Raw genomic sequence first — 17158 nt, 5'->3', positions numbered from 1 at the left:
CTGATGGCGTCGCCACACACAGGATCTGGCTGCATGAATTCAGGAACTTGGTTGGTTGGGCTACCAACGTCGGAGTCCTCATTGAAACCCACGCCCTGCCGACAAACTCGCTCCATTCATTCCTGGTCGTGCCGTCCTGAAAAGAGTTTCGAACTACCCTTGTCCAAAAATCACTTTTCCAAGAAGCGGATCTTGAACGGCATCTGAGGCGAAGGTCTGCTCCCTTTCGAGGAGGCAAAGACTCCGACAGGCGTCGCAACCCTTGCACTTGTGATTCCCCGTAGCGTGCTGCGGGGAATCACAAGTTGACAGGGTCATGCGGCTCCTGTCGACCTGCAGTCCGCCGTCTGCTTCAGATATTACGAGGTGGCTCCACCTGTTTGGAGGAAATCCTGGCCTTTTCTTCATCGGAACATCTCTGTTAGAATGCCGGCCAATACGAGAGAAGTTGGATCTCAGCCTTGATGATTTAACCTTATGTGGCACGAAAAAGGAGTGCGCAGATATGGCAGAGGTTTCCTGTGTGACATGCGGGCAAACGGGAGAAGCGATCACGGCTCCCTTGTTTCTCGGCAGGCTTGAGTCGGAGGTAAAGAGCAAGGTCTGCCTCGACTGCTGGAAAAAGTGGGAAGGCATGCGGGTGATGGTCATCAATGAATATCAGGTCAATCTCGGCGATGAGAGCGGACGTGAACTCGTTCGCAAGCAGATGAAAGCATTTTTGAAGCTAGGGGAACAGGTGGATTCGTCGAAGGTTGCCGAAAACTATCGTCCTCAGACCAGCTGATCGCGCGTTTCTTCCGGAAGCGTTGTAGCCACTGAGCTTCACGTTTTCCCTTGGATTGTCGCAGAGTTCGTTGACATCGGAAATCCGAAAGTGGTAAGAGTGTCATGCTCTGCCATTCTCATCACTTTTAATGAGGAAAGAGAGAGGATTCGGTTCGAAGATGATCACGCAGATGCAGGTCAAGGGGCTCATGTTTGACCCCTACAACAATGCGTATATCGTCATACTCCGAGACGATGATCAATCAGAAATGTTACCGATCTGGGTCGGGAAATCGGAAGCCAGTTCGATCAGCCTGGCGATCGAGAATGTCGCCCCCCCCCGTCCCATGACCCACGACTTCATGAAGTCTTACTTGGATGCGTACAACGCCAAGGTCATTAGTGTGGTGATCACAGACCTGCATGAACATACCTATTTCGCCAAAGTCCATTTGACCTATGCAGACTCAGAGTACACCGTCGATTCCCGTCCCAGCGACGCCATTGCTCTCGCGCTCCGGAGCGAGGCCCCGATTTTTGCGAGTGAGTCCGTGATTCGAAAGCAGAGCTCAGAGGAACTCGATCAGTGGCTGGAAAACCTGAAGCCAGAGGACTTCGGGAAATTGGACACCTGACGAATTTGTTGATCGTTGCATGGACGCGCAGACGCCCCAAACGAGCGAACCGTTGATACGTCTTACGGTCAATCGAGTCGTAGAAGACTCGACGACGGATACCAGGATCGTCGTGCTGGCACGAACCGATGGCGCGTCAGACCATTTCATGGTATGGGTGGGAGCGTCGGAGGGTGAAGCAATCAGGCGTGCCCTAGACACATCGACCACACCACGGCCGATGAGCCACGATCTGATCAAGAGTTTCGGCGAACATCTCGGTATCAAGATGGAACGAGTGGTCCTCACCGACGTCAAGAGCAGCACCTACTATGCGACCGTCTTCCTTGAAAACAAAGGAGTCATACGCACCATTGACGCTCGACCGAGTGACGCCATCGCGCTGGCCCTTCGATGTCACGCGCCGATCTATGTCACTCAGGATGTTTGGCGACGACGTAGCGGTCAGAATCTGGACGCGTGGTTGTCCAAGCTGGAAACAAAGAATATCGGTGCCCAAGAAGTCTAACGCGTGTCAAATGCCGACAGCATTGCAACTGTGGAGAGAAAGATGACGACGTACTTCGCGAATCCGACTCATGTGAAAGAAACCTGGCATCTGGTGAACGCCGAGGGGAAAACCCTGGGCCGATTGGCGGCACGAGTGGCCGGCGTCTTACGGGGAAAACATCGCCCGACATTCACACCGAATGTCGATCTGGGTGACCATGTGGTCATCGTGAATGCGGAAAAGATTCAATTGACCGGCGACAAGATGGAAACCAAACTGTACCGGCGCCATTCTGGGTATCCAGGAGGGTTGAAAACCGCCTCCGCCGCACACGTATTTCGAAAAGACCCTACGCAGCTCTTGACAAGAGCGATCAAGGGCATGCTTCCGAAAACCCCGCTCGGCAATGGGATGGCGCGTAAGCTCCGCGTTTATGTCGGACCCAACCATCCGCATCAGGCTCAACGTCCTGAACCTATTTCTCTCTAGAGACATGTCCTCAAACAGAAGGAGACAAGCCGCATGGCAGTGGTGACACAATACGCAACGGGGCGGAGAAAGTGCGCAGTGGCACGGGCCTGGGTCACAGGCACCGAGGGCGATATTATCGTGAACGAGAAGCCGTTGGAGAAGGCGTTCCCTCGTCTCACCCTGCGGCAAATTATCCAGCTACCCCTCGAGATGGCCGGCCTGATGGGCAAATACTCGATCAGCGCGACCGTCTATGGGGGCGGCCCGACCGGACAAGCTGGCGCTCTCCGCCATGCCATTGCGCGGGCGCTTGTCGCGATAACCCCTGCCACCCGCAGTCCCCTGAAAAAAGAGGGGTTACTCACTCGTGACTCGCGCGTGAAGGAGCGAAAAAAGTACGGACAGAAGGGCGCGCGCAAGCGGTTCCAATACTCCAAGCGCTAGGCGCAGGGGCCGACGATCCAGAAAAAGGGAAGGCTCCATGCCTTCCCTTTTTTGTGTCTTTTTCAGGTGAACCGACTGTCGGCGAGGAGAGAACTATTCACCCGTGAGTAAGAAATTTCGAATCGCCATTGCCGGAGCCAGCGGATATGCCGGCGCGGAACTTGTTCGGCTCGCTGCGGCCCATCCCTATTTTGCCATCACCGCCGTAACGTCTGAAAAATCAGCGGGTCAGTCGGTCTCATCCGTGTTTCCGAGTTTCAAGGGAATTGTCGACCATCAATTTGAAGCCTTGACGCCGGAAGCCCTGACGGAGCGGGCGGATGCCATTTTTCTCGCACTGCCTCATACAAAATCACAGGACCCCGTTGCAGCCTGTCTCAAGGCAGGCAAACCCGTCGTCGACCTGAGCGCAGATTATCGACTGAAAGACGTCGGCATCTATGAGAAGTGGTATCACGCTCCGCATGGCCACCCCCATTTGCTCCAAGACGCGGTGTACGGTTTGCCGGAACTCCATCGGACCGCGATTGCCAAGTCGAGACTGGTTGCTTCGCCTGGCTGTTATCCCACTGCCGCGATCCTACAGTTGGCGCCCCTCTTCGCTAAAAGATTCGCGCGGCCGGAGACGATTGTGATTGACGCGAAGTCCGGCGTGTCAGGAGCGGGACGGAGTCCTGCCCTGGCCTACCATTTTCCAGAAGCGCATGAATCCCTGGAGCCCTACAAGATCGGTCAACATCGCCATACTCCTGAAATCGAACAGGAACTTGCCGAACTCATGGACAACGTCGCCTCCGTGACCGTGACATTCACACCTCATCTTGTACCGATGAATCGCGGTATCCTGAGTACGGCGTATTGTAAACTGACGCAACCCATGCAGCTTTCTGACCTTCGAGACTTGTACCGAGAGTTCTACGCAGGTGAACGCTTCGTCCGGCTCTACGAGGACATCGTTCCCAATCCGCGTTACATCAAAGGCACAAACTATTGCGACATCGGCGTGTATGTGGATTCGCGCACCGGATGGGTCGTCACCGTGGCGGCGGTCGACAATCTCGTCAAGGGAGCCGCTGGTCAGGCCATTCAAGCCATGAATTTGATGCTCGGCATTCCCGAGGACACCGGCCTTACCGCACCGGGCAGTTATCCCTAACCAATCCCCTCGAGGATCGCGTACTCAACCGTCACACCACTCGAGAACTCGTTATGAAACCAAGACACGTCGGCATCACTGCACCGCTGGGGTTTCAAGCCGCCGGAATCCATTGCGGGATCAAAAAACCGGATCTGCTCGATTTGGCCCTCTGCCTGTCCGACGCAAGCGGACCGATCGCCGGGGTTTTCACGAAGAATCGCGTTGTCGCCGCACCGGTACTCCTGGATCGACACCATCTTCGGTCTCGCCGAGGGCGAGCTATCATTGTCAACAGTGGGAATGCCAATGCCTGCACGGGTGAACAAGGGCTGGTGGCGGCGAAAGCAATGGCTAGGGCCGTGGCGGAACAGCTTTCCCTTCCCGTGCACCAAGTATTCGTGGGTTCGACCGGTGTGATTGGTCGTGTCCTGCCGATTGATCGCATCACCGCAGCCGTCCCGACCCTGATCGCGCGTCTCAGCATCCCAGGAGGCGATCAAGCAGCTCAAGCGATTTTAACCACGGACTTGCGGCCTAAAACCGTCGCGAGACGAGCGAAGATCGGCGGTCGGGTCATCACCATCGGCGGTATGGCCAAGGGTTCGGGCATGATCCACCCGAATATGGCCACCATGCTTGCCTATCTGACGACGGATGCAGCGATTGCTCCAGCTGCCCTCCAGTCGGCGTTGAAATCGGCAGTCGATCAATCCTTCAATTGCATTACGGTGGACGGTGATACCAGCACGAACGACACGGTTCTCTGTCTCGCTAATGGCCTGGCCAAGAACCGACCTATTCAACAAGGCACCAAGGCAGTTCGCGAGTTCGAGCGGCTCTTGACTGATGCAGCACAGGAATTGGCTCTCATGATTTGCCGCGATGGAGAAGGGGTCACCAAGGTCGTCGCGATTCGGGTGCAAGAAGCCGCCACGACGGCAGCGGCCAAACGAGTGGCCGACACCATTGCAACATCAAATCTGGTCAAGACGGCGTTGTTTGGAGAGGATGCCAATTGGGGCAGAGTCATGGCTGCCATCGGGCGATCGGGTGTTGCGATCGACCCAGCTCAGATCACGGTGCGATTCGATGACATTGTCATGGTGCGGCGAGGGGTAGGAATGGGACCGGAAGCGGAACAGAAAATCGCGTCCGTCTTCAAACAAAAGGAGTTTACGATCACGGTTCAGCTTGGGCAGGGTCACGCCCATGCCCACATGTGGACGACAGACCTCTCGTATGACTATGTTCGCATTAACGCGAGCTATCGATCCTAGTTCAAAAAGACTGCGGGCAGCTTGAAACCTCGACGGGACTATGGTAGCGTCCCCGGTCTGGGTTCGGCAGGGGTTCGTTTCCGACACAAAGAGAGAACGGCCCCATTGAATAAAATCTCTATCAGCGTTGATACGCTGCGCGGCTTGAGAATAAGGGAAGCAATTCCCTCACCCGGTGTGTGGGTGCTCTGCAAGCTTGAAGGGAGGTGAAGGCATGGGAGTGGTGGTGATCAAGGAATTGTTGGAAGCCGGCGTTCATTTCGGGCACCAGACCAACCGCTGGAATCCCAAGATGAAGAAGTTTTTATTCGGTGAACGCAGCGGCATCTATATCATCGATCTTCAGCAAACCGTCGCGAGGATGGAGCAGACCTATGCCTTCGTCCGAGACCTTGTTGCAGCCGGAGACTCCGTCTTGTTCGTCGGCACGAAGCGGCAGGCGGCGGAAATCCTCGAAGAAGAAGCCAAGCGCGCCAACATGTTTTTCGTCAACCAGCGTTGGCTGGGGGGATGTTGACCAACTTTCAAACCATTCGCCGCAGCATCGATAAGATGAAAAAGATGGAAACGACGCTCCTGAATCCCAGCGAGCATGGTCTCAAAAGAAAGAAGTCCTTCTCATGCAGAAGGATATCGCCAAGCTCCAAAAATACCTGTCCGGTATTAAGAACATGCGCAGCCTTCCTGGTGCGGTCTTTGTGTTGGATACAAGAGTCGAGAAGATTGCCGTCCAGGAAGCGAAGCGACTTGATATCCCGGTGATCGCCATCCAGACAGCAACTGCGACCCGGACGACATCGCCTACCCGATTCCGGGAAATGACGACGCCATTCGTTCGATCAAACTGATTACCTCCAAAATCGCCGATGCCTGTATCGAGGGCGCGCATGTGAAAGCCCAGCGGGAAGAAGCGGAGTTTCAAGCAACTCCAGCCGGCGGCGAAAAGAACCAGCCCATGCGCGTGGAAAGCGTTCCGGTTTCGTAAATTAACACGATTGATCCATCAACGGCTCATTCTCATCATCGACCAAGCGAAGGAACAGAACGAATCATGGCAGGATCCAGTCAGCTCGTAAAAGAGCTTCGGGAAAAAACAGGCGCCGGCATTCTGGATTGTCAGAAGGCGCTCAACGAAAACGGGAACGACGTCGACAAAGCCGTCGACTATCTGCGGCAAAAAGGCCTCGCGGCGGCGGCGGCCAAGAAGGCCGGGCGCGAAACCAACCAAGGGCTGATTCATTCCTACATTCATATGGGCGGCAAGATCGGGGTCTTGATCGAAGTCAACTGCGAAACCGACTTCGTCGCGCGAAATGAGGAATTCAGAGCCTTCGTCAACGATCTGGCCCTTCAGGTGGCGGCCGCAAAGCCGTCATTCGTGAAGCGCGAAGATGTTCCGGCTGATGTTGCCGAGAAAGAGAAAACGATCTACGAAGGGCAGGCCAAGGAAATGGGCAAGCCTCCCACTGCATGGCCGAAGATCGTCGAAGGCAAGCTTGAAAAGTTCTACCAGGAAAGCTGCCTGTTGGAACAGTCATTCATCAAAGACCCGGCCGTCACCATCAAAGATCTACTCGCTCAGAAGATCGCTAAGATCGGCGAAAACATGAACATCCGCCGATTCACTCGCTATCAGTTAGGCGAAGCATGAGCTCTGCCAAATACCGACGCCTCCTTCTGAAAGTCAGTGGGGAGATGTTGGCCGGTGAGCAGGGTTACGGCATCCAGCCATCCGTTTTGGAAAACCTCGCGGAGGAAATTGCTTCCGTCGTCGCCCTTGACGTTGAAGTGGCGATCGTCATCGGGGGAGGCAATATTTTTCGTGGAATTGCAGCAAGTGCATCCGGTATGGAACGGGCCTCGGCTGATTACATGGGGATGCTGGCGACGGTGCTCAATGCGCTGGCGCTCCAGAACGCACTCGAGCGGATCGGAATTATGACCCGCATTCAATCTGCCATCGAAATGCGTCAGCTCGCAGAGGGATACATCCGTCGGAGGGCAATCCGCCACCTTGAAAAGAGCCGCGTGGTCCTATTTGCCGCCGGCACGGGTAATCCTTATTTCTCAACCGATACGGCCGCCGTCCTGCGGGCGATGGAGATCAGTGCTCAAGTGATCATGAAAGGAACGAAAGTCGACGGCATCTACGATGCCGATCCGGTCACCAATCCGTCGGCGAAGAAGTACGAGCGGATCTCATTTCTGTCCATCCTCAACCAAAAGCTCACGGTGATGGATTCCACGGCGATCAGCCTTTGTATGGACAATAAATTACCGCTCATCGTATTCAACCTGAAAGTCAAGGGCAACTTTAAACGCGTGGCATTAGGCGAGCCGATCGGCACCCTGGTTACGCTCGGCGATCACTGATCCCATCACGAGGTGTCTCATGTCCAACGCAGCCCCGGTTCGGCAGGCGTTCATCACCCACATGGATCAGTCTCTCGACCACTTGCGAAAGGATCTGTCCGGTCTCCGAACCGGGAGGGCATCCGCCGCGCTGCTCGACGGCATCCGTGTCGACTATTATGGAACCATGACTCCGCTCAAACAGATCGCAAATGTCTCCACCCCCGAAGCACGACTCATCATCATTCAACCTTGGGAACCGAAACTGATCAAAGAAATCGAGAAAGCCATCTCCACTTCAGGGTTGGGGGTGACGCCTTCAAACGATGGTAAAGTGATCCGAGTCCCGCTTCCGCCGCTGACGGAAGAGCGCCGGAAGGAGTTGACCAAGATCTGCAAAAAGCATGGAGAGGAGACGAAGGTCCAGATTCGAGGTTTTCGGCGAGACGCGAATGAAGAGTTAAAGAAACTCCAAAAAGATGCCAAGCTCACCGAAGACGAACTGCGCAAGGCCGAGCAAGAGACCCAGAAGCTGATCGAGCAATATGGGCAGAAGATCGATGACGTGATCAAGAAAAAGGAACAGGAAATCATGGAGGTCTGAGTCCGACTTCCTGATTTTTCCTTCTGCGCGTGCCGAGTACGCCGACATTCTTCCCGACCGTTGCCACCATAGATCTGACAGCGCTGGCACATAATCTCTCCCAATTTCGTCGGATTCTGTCCCCTGGGTGCGACGTTATGGCGGTCGTCAAAGCCAACGCCTACGGTCATGGCGCGATCGAAACGTCACGGACACTGATACGGCATGGTGTGACTCGCCTTGCCGTCTTCTCGACGGAAGAAGGGGTCGCACTTCGCCAAGCCGGCATCACTGTGCCGATCGTCGTTCTCGGACCGGTCTTCCAAGAACAATTCGGTGATCTTTTTGCACATCACCTCACTCCGGTGGTGAGTGACCCTGCCGTGCTCACTACGCTGGGACAGGCTGCGGCCTCGCGCGAGATCTCCCACTCGATCCACCTCAAAATCGAGACCGGCATGGGTCGACTTGGCCTGACACGGAATGAGCTGATGGCACTCATCCGTTCATCAAAGTTTCCTCCCTCGCTTCGACTGGAAGGGCTCATGACCCATCTGGCCGATGCGGATGGAAAAGACCCTAGCGCAACCGAAGAACAACTCAGTCGCTTCAATAAAGCCCTGAAAGTCGTTCTGGAAGGCGGGTTTCTGGTTCCTCTCGTTCATGTGTCCAATAGCGGTGGAGCGGTTCGCTTCCGGTCAACCCACTTTTCCCTCGTGCGGCCCGGCATCATGTTGTACGGCTACCACACCCTTCCCGACACGGTTGAGACTCCGGACCTGAGACCGGTCCTCTCACTGAAGACCTCTATCGCTCAGCTCCGAACCATCCAACCTGGTGAAACCGTCAGTTACAATCGCACCTTCACCGCAAAGTGCCTCACGCGGATTGCCGTTCTCCCGATCGGTTATGCAGGCGGGTTGAGCCGGCACCTCTCGAATCGAGGCTATGTTCTCATCCGGGGACGGCGAGCTCCCATCGCAGGATTGGTGTGCATGGACATGATGATGGTGGATGTCACCCCGATACCGGGCGTTGCCGTCGGTGACGAAGTCATGTTGATCGGACAACAAGAGCAGGAGCAAATCACAGCCCACGACATGGCCGAGTGGACCGGGACGATCTCCTACGAAGTTCTCTGTGCTATCAGTCCGCAGATTCCCAGACTCTACCTCTCATCCTAATCCACTCCCGCACAACCTCCGCAGGGACTGGAGCAAACCGAGGGACTAGAAACTGACTCGGACCGACAACGCGCCTGCGTACAGGGTGGTATCGTAGAGTCCATTCACCACGGCACGAGACCCGGTATTTCCGGAAATCGTTCGCGGCTCATAGAAGAACGTCTGGTACGACAAGTCCAGGCCGACCAATCTTGCTTTTGCCGAACCGACGCCCAAACTGCCACAGGGAATCAGGCCCAAGAATGATCCATTTCTCCGGCAGTGCAAGCCAACGCCGGTTGACATAACATGTAGATCGGCCGATGGAACTCCGGGACTGAAATTGAGGTCCGATACCTGCGCTTGCTGGTAGGTATAGCCGCCGCGTAGCGCGATTTCCCAGCCAGGCAGCCGCTCGATCTTCATCCCGATCAGAATGGCATTGGTCATCACCTATCATCTGCTAAAGGACCACGTCCCGTATCAGGAGTTGGGAGCCACGTATCTTGAGCAGCGGGATCGGGAGCACGCCACACGCCGGCGCGTCAAGCAGTTGGAGCCCTTGGGCCATCGTGTGATCCTTGAGCCTCCGGCCTAAGAGTGGTGGCATTTTCAGAACAGGCTCATGACTTCCTTCTCTATTGTCTTGAACAATTTACGGAGCAACTGTGATCTGGCCCACGCGGTTCGGCTCTATGGTCATCGAGCATTCGGAAGGGTTGATGTAATAGTAGGTCTCTGGTGCGGTGATCGCCTTTGCAAACGTGTAAGTATAGAATGCCGGAAAAGGGTCGCCAAGGTGCAGATTGGTCGAATCTACCAACGTCTTCCTCCTGCCGTGGAGTTCCTCTGACCAGGTGAAGAGGTTTTTGGAAAAATGCGCCGGGTGGTCCTCCGGCAGGACCATTGGCGTGGGGTCAAGCACAGCAGCCGCTGCGCCGGTACCGCGTGAATGATAGATCTCCCACAGGCGCTGCTCATACAGCTCGATGAAGACTCCATTGGAGTTGATGGTCAGATTCCAGAGGGCCGACTCGACGTCCGCCGATGAGGTGATCCCCTCAGGGTTGTCAGTTTGGAATCCCATGATCTGTGAGAAGAGCGTTCCTTCGTTTACGGCCCATCTATTGGGACAGCCGGGTGCTCCATCGCCGTTGGTGCCGACTGGAATAGGGAAGAGCGCCTGTTGGGTTACAGGATGGACAGCCACAGACTGCGTGCAGTTGCCGTTCACCGGATCGTCATCCTCGGGCAAACGATGGAGACCGCTGTGTTGGGGCACGAAAAGCTTTCCAGCCGCGAGATCGTTTAGCTTCAGGAAGGGGTCAATGAAACGCCCTTCTCGTCCCTCCTGGAGAATCGTCTTGGTCTGTATGAAGGGGCCGAGATCATCCAAGGTCACTCCGGGCGATTTGAGCAGATTATTGCCCCGCTGATCCCGCAGAGAATCTCCTTGGAAGTTGGTGGGGCTCTCGACCCGTGGAAACCCGTCTTGAATTAATTGGTAACCCATCGACTTCCTCTGAAAGAAGGCGTTGTACATCGTATTGCCGATGACCCGGTAGTATTCGTACAGTCCGTTGGGCGTATAGTTGCCCTCGGTAGCCCATATCTTCGAATTACACCAACAATCATCCCCTTCGATGGTGTCGAGAACGCCATCGCCGCCCTCGTCAAGGCATCTCTTCGGCAGGCGCGCTTCAGAGGAAAGAAAATTGGCCCCTGAGATCTTCACGTGGGCCAATGCTTGAAACCAACGTGAGTCGCTCGCAACGTGGTCTGCCAGTGCAGTGATCATTGCGACGTAGAGATCCCGGTAGTTGACGTGCGTGGGCGAGCCGATGATAAGGTCGAATCCGCAATGGGGCGGCGGTGATCCGTCGCTGCCGAAGTCCTTAAAGCTGAGCGGAGTGACCGGACCTGGTGGATCATAGTCGTTGAAGATCCAGAGTGGAGTGCCGACCTTTCCGGCCCGCACGTCGAGAGTGAAGAGCTTCCCGTTTGCGACCGCCTTATTCATTTCTCTGTCGAGATCATCCCAATGGAACACGATCCTGCCGTGGTTTTCGATCTGAATGTCGCTCCAGTTGATGCGGATGGTGACGCTAGTGATGTCCGGATTGGTCCAGGTCGTATCGAGTGTCTGTATGATTCCTCCTTCCCGTGGGCAGAGTTTGTACGAGTTTCCGTCCAGTGAGTCGACCAGCAAGGGAACGCACAGCTCGTCCAATTTCTGCTTCTCGCAGAGGCATGTCTCCGTTGACCGATTTTGGACAAAGCCCGGTTCATTTGGACCCAGCGCGAAGATCCCCGACACCCCTTGACGACTCGGTCCGGTGAACTCGTTGGGATCAGTCGCCGCGAATGCGTGGTCCAAATCATTGCCCTTGATTCCACACGGATCAGCCATGGGGAATCGCCTTACGTCGCCGATTTAGACAATTGAATCGGTTCTGGACAGACCCACCCACTGAATCGATTGGCCTGCTACAATGTTGACCGGATTCGGTGTGAAGGTCCCATTCGGATTCACAATCACAGTCACGGGCACAGCCTCGGCCGAGGTGGTACACGGACTCACTGCAAATATTGCAAAAGCCATAAGTACTGTAATGCCTGCGTGATGCCGTATCGACCGCAAGTGGACAATCATTTGTGCGCTCATGCTTTCTCCCTCCTTACGATTCTGTGACAGACGGTATGCCTAGCAAACCAAGCTGAGGGGTGCCGCGTTTTCTGCGGCATCCCTCTCAACCGCCTGGTTAGGCATCGACACCGTTAATGAGTTGGCCCCTTTCGCTTACGGCGCCGATCTTTTCCGTTACTCACAGTGATTGTTTCCGATCAGTGGCTTCTTACATTTTTGGTCACCCGAACAATCGCTGTCCTTATTGCAGCGGCATGCGCCGCCCTGACACTTATCGGTGCGACACTGGCTGTCGCGGTTGCAGGCAGCCCCGAGCCCCAAGGTCGTGCTCTGGCAAAAGTTTTGTCCAGTTATCGGAGTAAAGCAACTCTGCCCGGTGGAGCAGTCGCTGTCGCTGCGGCAGACGCACCGGTCTCCTTCGCATTGGCCGGACTTGCACTGATTGTCTTTCTGGCAGGCAGCGCCAAGTGCCAGGGTACCGTCAGTGCCAGCCTCGCAGCGATTTGGCCCCGTGATCGGCGTGCGGCAGACTTGGCCCGTTGGACAATCGCCGTCACGGCGGCAGACGCACCGGCCGCTCTCGCAATGATCCGAGCGGCACTCAGACTCCCGCGTGCACGCAGCGCCGATCGCCAAGTCGGTCCTTGAGCAGAAATTCTTTCCAACCGCCGGTTTGAAGCAGCTTTGACCTGTTGGGCAGTCGCCGTCTTGGTCGCATTGGCAGGTGCCGCCGAGGCAGCGTCCGGTGCGGCATTGGTCGTCGACTTGACACGCGGCACCAAGTGCGAGATCGCTGCGTCCGACGAGCAGCGTATTCGTGAAGGTCTTATCTGCCTCGCAGAACGCCTGTGCCTGCTTTTGCATCACGTAGACGGGATCGTTGCCAAAGACAAAGGGCGTCGGATTGTTGTGGTTCTCAAGTATTGGGAACCCGTTCGCATGGCCAGCCTCATGGACGATACTACCGATCAGGTCGCAGAGTTTCTCCCCACGATCGACGTGATTGTAGTAGCAAATGTTAACCCGATTCCCCACCCCATCATGGGCCAGACCGTTGAGGGTTTGCGCGTTCAAGCATTCGCGCGACTTCCCTTTCGGCCCTTCATCCTGGCAGACGATATTGATGCGCGGCCATTTCCGGACAAACTCGTCGCGGTTGTCGTTGCTAAGATGCGTGAATTCGTCTGCGATTCGTTGAAGCCGCCGGTCGATATAGTCGGCAGCCCCTATGACATCGTGCTCGGCACTCGCATCGCATTTCTTGATGGAATAGGCTAAGGCCGGCGCTGCAAAAAAACCAAGGGAGAAAGCACCAAGAACAATGATGAAGAGTCTGCGGATAAACATATCGTCCTCCTTTGCTCAAGCTTAGAGTTATTCAATTGAGTTGCTCGTTTGCTAGATTGCCATGGCAGCCGGCGCTCATTACACCACGGTCACTAGCCGTTCACGCTCAGTGCGATGCTCGCGTGCGGGCTCGTGCGACGAGAGCCTTGAGGGCCGCCAGGTCTATGGCGCCGGGAACCAACTCGTTACCCACGACGAACGCCGGGGTGCCCGTGACGCGCAAATCATTGGCCAGTTCACGGTTACGTTCAATGATCGTGAGCCATTGAGGTTGCTCCATGTCCACCTCCAATTTCTTAGCATCCAAGCCCACGTCCCTCGCGATCTGAAGCACATGCTCTTTCGACAGATCGCCTTTCGCCGCGAGGAGGGCTTCATGAAACGCTTGATGACGGCCTTGCGCCCGTGACGCTAACGCCGCTTTCGCCACTTGTACGGAGGCATCTCCTAAGATAGGGAAATCCTTATAGACAATGCGCACTCGCGCGTCGTCTTTCTGCAATTGCGTGACGGACCCGGCGGCTCGTTTGCAGAATCCGCAGCGATAATCGAAGAACTCGATCACTGTGACGTCACCGGCCGGATCGCCGCTTACCGGCGATGCCGGATCGTGCAGCAATTCGCTCTGATGCGCGACGATCACCTGTTTCACACTCGCTTCTTCTTTTTCTTGACGTTTTGCGTCCAACGCCTGAAGCGTCTGCTGAATCATTTCGGGATGTGATCGAATGTACGACTCGATCACTTGTTCGACCGATTGCCGCCATGCGGGGTCGGCCGCCGGGGCCGTGGACTGCCCGAAGGTCGGTGAGGAGACCAAGGCAGCACACGAGACCAAGGCCGCCAGGGTCAGCTTCACCAGAGCCTGCGACGCTGTCACGATCCTTGTGCTTACGTTGGAGATGCGACGTGATAATTGAGGAGATATTGAGCCATTGCTATTTTTTCTCAAATCCTGACACCCATCACCATTACTCGCATTCAGAGCGCCACCTGAATAGACCGCCGACCGCGATCTCGATTTGTCTGTGTGCATCATGAATCTCCTTTCGTTTGTGACAGAGAATATCCCTGTCCAAATGAGGGTGACTGGACGAACCGGTTCTCTCCTTATTAAGGTGCTCGCAATCCGAATTTCTGTTCTGTCATACCGAACGCAATTGCTGCTTCGTGATCCGAACGCCATACACGTCAGCGAGACGGCAAGGCATATGCCAGAACAATTACTTAGCCGTGATCCTAGCTTTATTCAGACGATACGAATGTGCGTAGTTATTCTAGAAAGAATTCAGGCGAGAAGAGTGTATCGGAAAGGATAACTGACGGTATCACAACAGATACACCCATGAGACGAAACCTAATCAATCCTCCCTGGCTTCTTGCAGATAGAGCCTACTCCTAGCTATAGGACATGGACGTTGGCATCCGAAATTGCCAGGTTCAAATCCATGCCTGGAATAGCTTGAGTCGGCCTCAGCCATCCAGCACGAAACGCCACTTCCAGTGCAGGGTTTGAGATAAGCATAAGTCACTTGTACTCGGCTCTACTCCGCGCTGACTCGCTTCTGCAAAAGAGGTCGTACCCGTTCGAGAGTGCCTGTCCCTCTAAGAGAATCAGGTTTCTGACCCGATCCGACGGTGGCGGCTGTTCCATCCCTCTCCTCGTAAGAAGTGGCCCGCGCCTGACCTCGTATCTCTTTCGATACTGGTCCTATCTATTTAGATACGTTTCCCCATCCCTGATTTCTCTTCCGGACAGATACACCCATTCGTATCTTTTGAATAAGAGTAGGAAAGACTTCTACGTAGTCGTTCCGGCACGTGACTTGCTGACACAGTCGCATGTATGTCGCTCAGGTCGAGAAACAGCAATCCTGTCCGATGCAGGTAGATGAACAGCGGTAAATTCTTCCAAAGATCGATGGTTTAAATGTACCGGGGTACGCGGCTAGCCTGTGCAATCCTATAAGAGTGGAGTAACGCGGAAATGGCGAGCACACACAAAATACTGACCCTTAGAATAACCGTTGTCCCGAATAATCAAAGGAGCATGTTATGAAAAGGCAACGATTGTCGTTCAAACACAACCATACTGTCGGTGGCTTGATATTTCGTGCTAACGAGACTCGACCACTGGTTCTCGAACGATCGTCGATGGAAGTGAGCACTCATCTCTTCCGGTATTTCGTGGGCATTGTGCTGATGATAGCTGCGCTGTTCGGGCACATGTCGTGGGCTCATGCGAATCACTCCGTTGCGCCGTTTGGCATTCACTGCGATAGCGTCGGTGTCGCCGGTATTGCCTATGTGCCGGGCGTGAACTGTAGGTTGATGGAGGTAGACGGCTATACCCGCCGATACGTGGTGTGGGTGCCGCTCGCCGGCGTGCCCGCGAACCGCCCAGCGGTCTTCATGCTCCACGGCGGGAGCGGCACGGGCGAACAGTTCCTGAATATGTCAGGTTGGCGTGAAAAGGCGACCCAGGAAGGCTTTGCCGCAATTTTTCCAACGGCGGTGGAACATTTTGTCCTGGAACACCAGCGCTTCTCCACCCGCTGGAACAATTATGGGCTTCCGGTTGATTATGATCCAAATAGGCGGCCGGCGGGCTATCCCGCGACGTCGTCTTGGCCGGCGGATGATGTGAAGTTTATTCGTCAAATCGGGGATGACGTCCTCCAACAGCTCGCGACCGATCCCAGGCGCATGTATGTAGCAGGCTTCTCGAGCGGTGGTGCGATGTGTGCGCGTCTCGGTGTTGAGCTGTCGCATCTTATCGCGGCGGTCGCCTGCCATACGTCAGGTTTGGGTGAGGTGCATGAAACGCTGGTCGGGCATCGTAATCTTTCCGCGTATTTTTCTCTTGGTACGCGGGACGATAACGCACTGGCGGGAATCAACGCTTATTTGGTCGCTTTGGGAAGGACTCCGATAACCGAGCTACCATTGAATCCCTCGGCTCTCGACAGGATTCCGCAAATAAAGAGCCGAATTTTGGTCACTCTTGATTCCTTCAATCTCGAAGCCACGCCCGTCACCACCGTGACCAACGTCCACTGGACAGAGCTACGCGCGCAGACTCCACAAGCCGGCAACATCGATGGGAACGAGGTGGTCTTCACTTTTCTTGACGATGTCGTCCACGAGTATCCCAATGGCACGAACAATCCGCCTTTGAATTTCAATCTTCCCGATCGGGTCTGGCCGTTCTTCGTGCAGCATCCCCGTTAGGGCGGAAATCGTATTCGGTAGGACAGCTGTAGATTTGTCCATTGTAGACGTCGCTGCCGTGCCACCTGCCACGGCAGGAGCGGTCAACGTAAATGAGGTCCACTCGTTTCGAGTCCGGATTCGTAACAACGGCCACATCAACATGACAGGCATATTCTTACACATCACAGGGAACAATGATGCACTGGTCAGCACGAGCGCCGCCGGGCCATTTAACAGCCTCATAACCGTTGATGGTGGCCCACTCTTTAAACTAAATGTGAATGGCCATGGTGGTCAGCAGGATACTCGGCAAATCTTCTTCAAGGCGCCAAACGCTCCAAAACCTGCGGGTACGCAGCTTGTCAGTGCTCACGTCGCTGACTTCAATGTAAACCTGGATGACATACTGCTTGACCACAGCGGTGTTGACACAGCTGGCTGCCGATGCCGACAACGAATACGCCATGATCGACTCCACCATCGTGCGCGCGCATCAGCATGCGGCAGGGGCGCGGGAAAAGGTGGGCAAGCAACCCAAGACGTCCGCGACCGGGAAGCCATCGGGCGTAGCAAGGGCGGACTGACCACCAAAATCCACGCCACCTGCGATGCGTTGGGCAACCCGACGAG

General features: G+C 55.3%; 20 protein-coding genes and 1 pseudogene. 18 read left to right on the top strand and 3 right to left on the bottom strand.

Annotated features, from left to right (window positions below; genetic code table 11):
- Window positions 1-505 precede the first annotated feature (505 nt).
- The 13 genes from P0119_14590 to alr all read left to right on the top strand — a co-directional run bounded on the left by P0119_14590 (window position 506) and on the right by alr (window position 9342).
- A complete protein-coding gene (locus P0119_14590) occupies window positions 506-787 on the top strand; it encodes a Fe(2+)-trafficking protein (protein MDF0667286.1) in 282 nt (93 codons plus the stop codon).
- A 160-nt stretch (window positions 788-947) separates the two neighbouring features.
- Entirely contained in the window at window positions 948-1403 is a 456-nt protein-coding gene (locus P0119_14585; protein MDF0667285.1) for a bifunctional nuclease family protein, read from the top strand.
- Window positions 1404-1422: 19 nt separating this feature from the next.
- Complete coding sequence (locus P0119_14580; GenBank protein MDF0667284.1) at window positions 1423-1911, top strand: bifunctional nuclease family protein; 489 nt, start codon at window positions 1423-1425, stop codon at window positions 1909-1911.
- A 42-nt stretch (window positions 1912-1953) separates the two neighbouring features.
- Window positions 1954-2382, top strand: coding sequence for a 50S ribosomal protein L13 (gene rplM, locus P0119_14575; protein ID MDF0667283.1), 429 nt, complete (start codon window positions 1954-1956; stop codon window positions 2380-2382).
- A gap of 33 nt (window positions 2383-2415) precedes the next feature.
- The gene (gene rpsI / locus P0119_14570; protein ID MDF0667282.1) at window positions 2416-2808 is read left to right on the top strand and encodes a 30S ribosomal protein S9; all 393 of its coding nucleotides are present in this window, start codon (window positions 2416-2418) and stop codon (window positions 2806-2808) included.
- Between the two features lie 103 nt (window positions 2809-2911).
- Complete coding sequence (gene argC, locus P0119_14565) at window positions 2912-3964, top strand: N-acetyl-gamma-glutamyl-phosphate reductase (GenBank protein ID MDF0667281.1); 1053 nt, start codon at window positions 2912-2914, stop codon at window positions 3962-3964.
- A gap of 53 nt (window positions 3965-4017) precedes the next feature.
- Entirely contained in the window at window positions 4018-5223 is a 1206-nt protein-coding gene (gene argJ / locus P0119_14560; GenBank protein ID MDF0667280.1) for a bifunctional glutamate N-acetyltransferase/amino-acid acetyltransferase ArgJ, read from the top strand.
- Window positions 5224-5437: 214 nt separating this feature from the next.
- Window positions 5438-5740 (top strand): 30S ribosomal protein S2, encoded by a 303-nt coding sequence (gene rpsB, locus P0119_14555; protein MDF0667279.1) that lies wholly within the window; start codon window positions 5438-5440, stop codon window positions 5738-5740.
- Between the two features lie 103 nt (window positions 5741-5843).
- Window positions 5844-6071, top strand: a complete 228-nt coding sequence (locus P0119_14550) for a 30S ribosomal protein S2 (GenBank protein MDF0667278.1) — start codon at window positions 5844-5846, stop codon at window positions 6069-6071.
- A gap of 203 nt (window positions 6072-6274) precedes the next feature.
- The gene (gene tsf / locus P0119_14545) at window positions 6275-6874 is read left to right on the top strand and encodes a translation elongation factor Ts (protein ID MDF0667277.1); all 600 of its coding nucleotides are present in this window, start codon (window positions 6275-6277) and stop codon (window positions 6872-6874) included.
- On the top strand, window positions 6871-7596 hold the full coding sequence (gene pyrH, locus P0119_14540) for a UMP kinase (GenBank protein ID MDF0667276.1): 726 nt from the start codon (window positions 6871-6873) through the stop codon (window positions 7594-7596). Before tsf ends, pyrH begins: the two co-directional genes overlap by 4 nt.
- 19 nt (window positions 7597-7615) lie before the next feature.
- Window positions 7616-8179, top strand: coding sequence for a ribosome recycling factor (gene frr, locus P0119_14535; protein ID MDF0667275.1), 564 nt, complete (start codon window positions 7616-7618; stop codon window positions 8177-8179).
- 29 nt (window positions 8180-8208) lie between these two features.
- A complete protein-coding gene (gene alr, locus P0119_14530) occupies window positions 8209-9342 on the top strand; it encodes an alanine racemase (GenBank protein MDF0667274.1) in 1134 nt (377 codons plus the stop codon).
- Window positions 9343-9387: 45 nt separating this feature from the next.
- Here the strand turns inward: alr and P0119_14525 are convergent, their stop codons facing one another.
- Window positions 9388-9771 (bottom strand): hypothetical protein, encoded by a 384-nt coding sequence (locus P0119_14525; protein MDF0667273.1) that lies wholly within the window; start codon window positions 9769-9771, stop codon window positions 9388-9390.
- Between P0119_14525 and P0119_14520 the strand changes: the two genes are divergently transcribed.
- Window positions 9758-9919, top strand: a complete 162-nt coding sequence (locus P0119_14520; GenBank protein ID MDF0667272.1) for a hypothetical protein — start codon at window positions 9758-9760, stop codon at window positions 9917-9919. The genes P0119_14525 and P0119_14520 overlap by 14 nt on opposite strands.
- A gap of 57 nt (window positions 9920-9976) precedes the next feature.
- Here the strand turns inward: P0119_14520 and P0119_14515 are convergent, their stop codons facing one another.
- Entirely contained in the window at window positions 9977-11731 is a 1755-nt protein-coding gene (locus tag P0119_14515; protein ID MDF0667271.1) for a hypothetical protein, read from the bottom strand.
- Between the two features lie 453 nt (window positions 11732-12184).
- Between P0119_14515 and P0119_14510 the strand changes: the two genes are divergently transcribed.
- Together P0119_14510 and P0119_14505 are read left to right on the top strand one after the other, a co-directional pair.
- The gene (locus P0119_14510; protein MDF0667270.1) at window positions 12185-12616 is read left to right on the top strand and encodes a hypothetical protein; all 432 of its coding nucleotides are present in this window, start codon (window positions 12185-12187) and stop codon (window positions 12614-12616) included.
- A 60-nt stretch (window positions 12617-12676) separates the two neighbouring features.
- Window positions 12677-13246: a hypothetical protein gene (locus P0119_14505; protein MDF0667269.1), complete on the top strand. Its 570-nt coding sequence runs from the start codon at window positions 12677-12679 to the stop codon at window positions 13244-13246.
- 175 nt (window positions 13247-13421) lie between these two features.
- On the opposite strand, the gene P0119_14500 is transcribed toward P0119_14505, so the two are convergent.
- Window positions 13422-14195, bottom strand: a complete 774-nt coding sequence (locus P0119_14500; protein ID MDF0667268.1) for a DsbA family protein — start codon at window positions 14193-14195, stop codon at window positions 13422-13424.
- A 1274-nt stretch (window positions 14196-15469) separates the two neighbouring features.
- Between P0119_14500 and P0119_14495 the strand changes: the two genes are divergently transcribed.
- Together P0119_14495 and P0119_14490 are read left to right on the top strand one after the other, a co-directional pair.
- A complete protein-coding gene (locus tag P0119_14495; protein ID MDF0667267.1) occupies window positions 15470-16546 on the top strand; it encodes a PHB depolymerase family esterase in 1077 nt (358 codons plus the stop codon).
- 416 nt (window positions 16547-16962) lie between these two features.
- Window positions 16963-17150, top strand: a pseudogene (locus tag P0119_14490) (IS5/IS1182 family transposase).
- Window positions 17151-17158 lie beyond the last annotated feature (8 nt).

The organism is Nitrospira sp. (genome assembly GCA_029194665.1).
Lineage (GTDB): Bacteria > Nitrospirota > Nitrospiria > Nitrospirales > Nitrospiraceae > Nitrospira_D.
The sequence above is the reverse complement of the archived record's forward strand: the minus strand, read 5'-3'. Positions and strand labels throughout refer to the sequence as shown.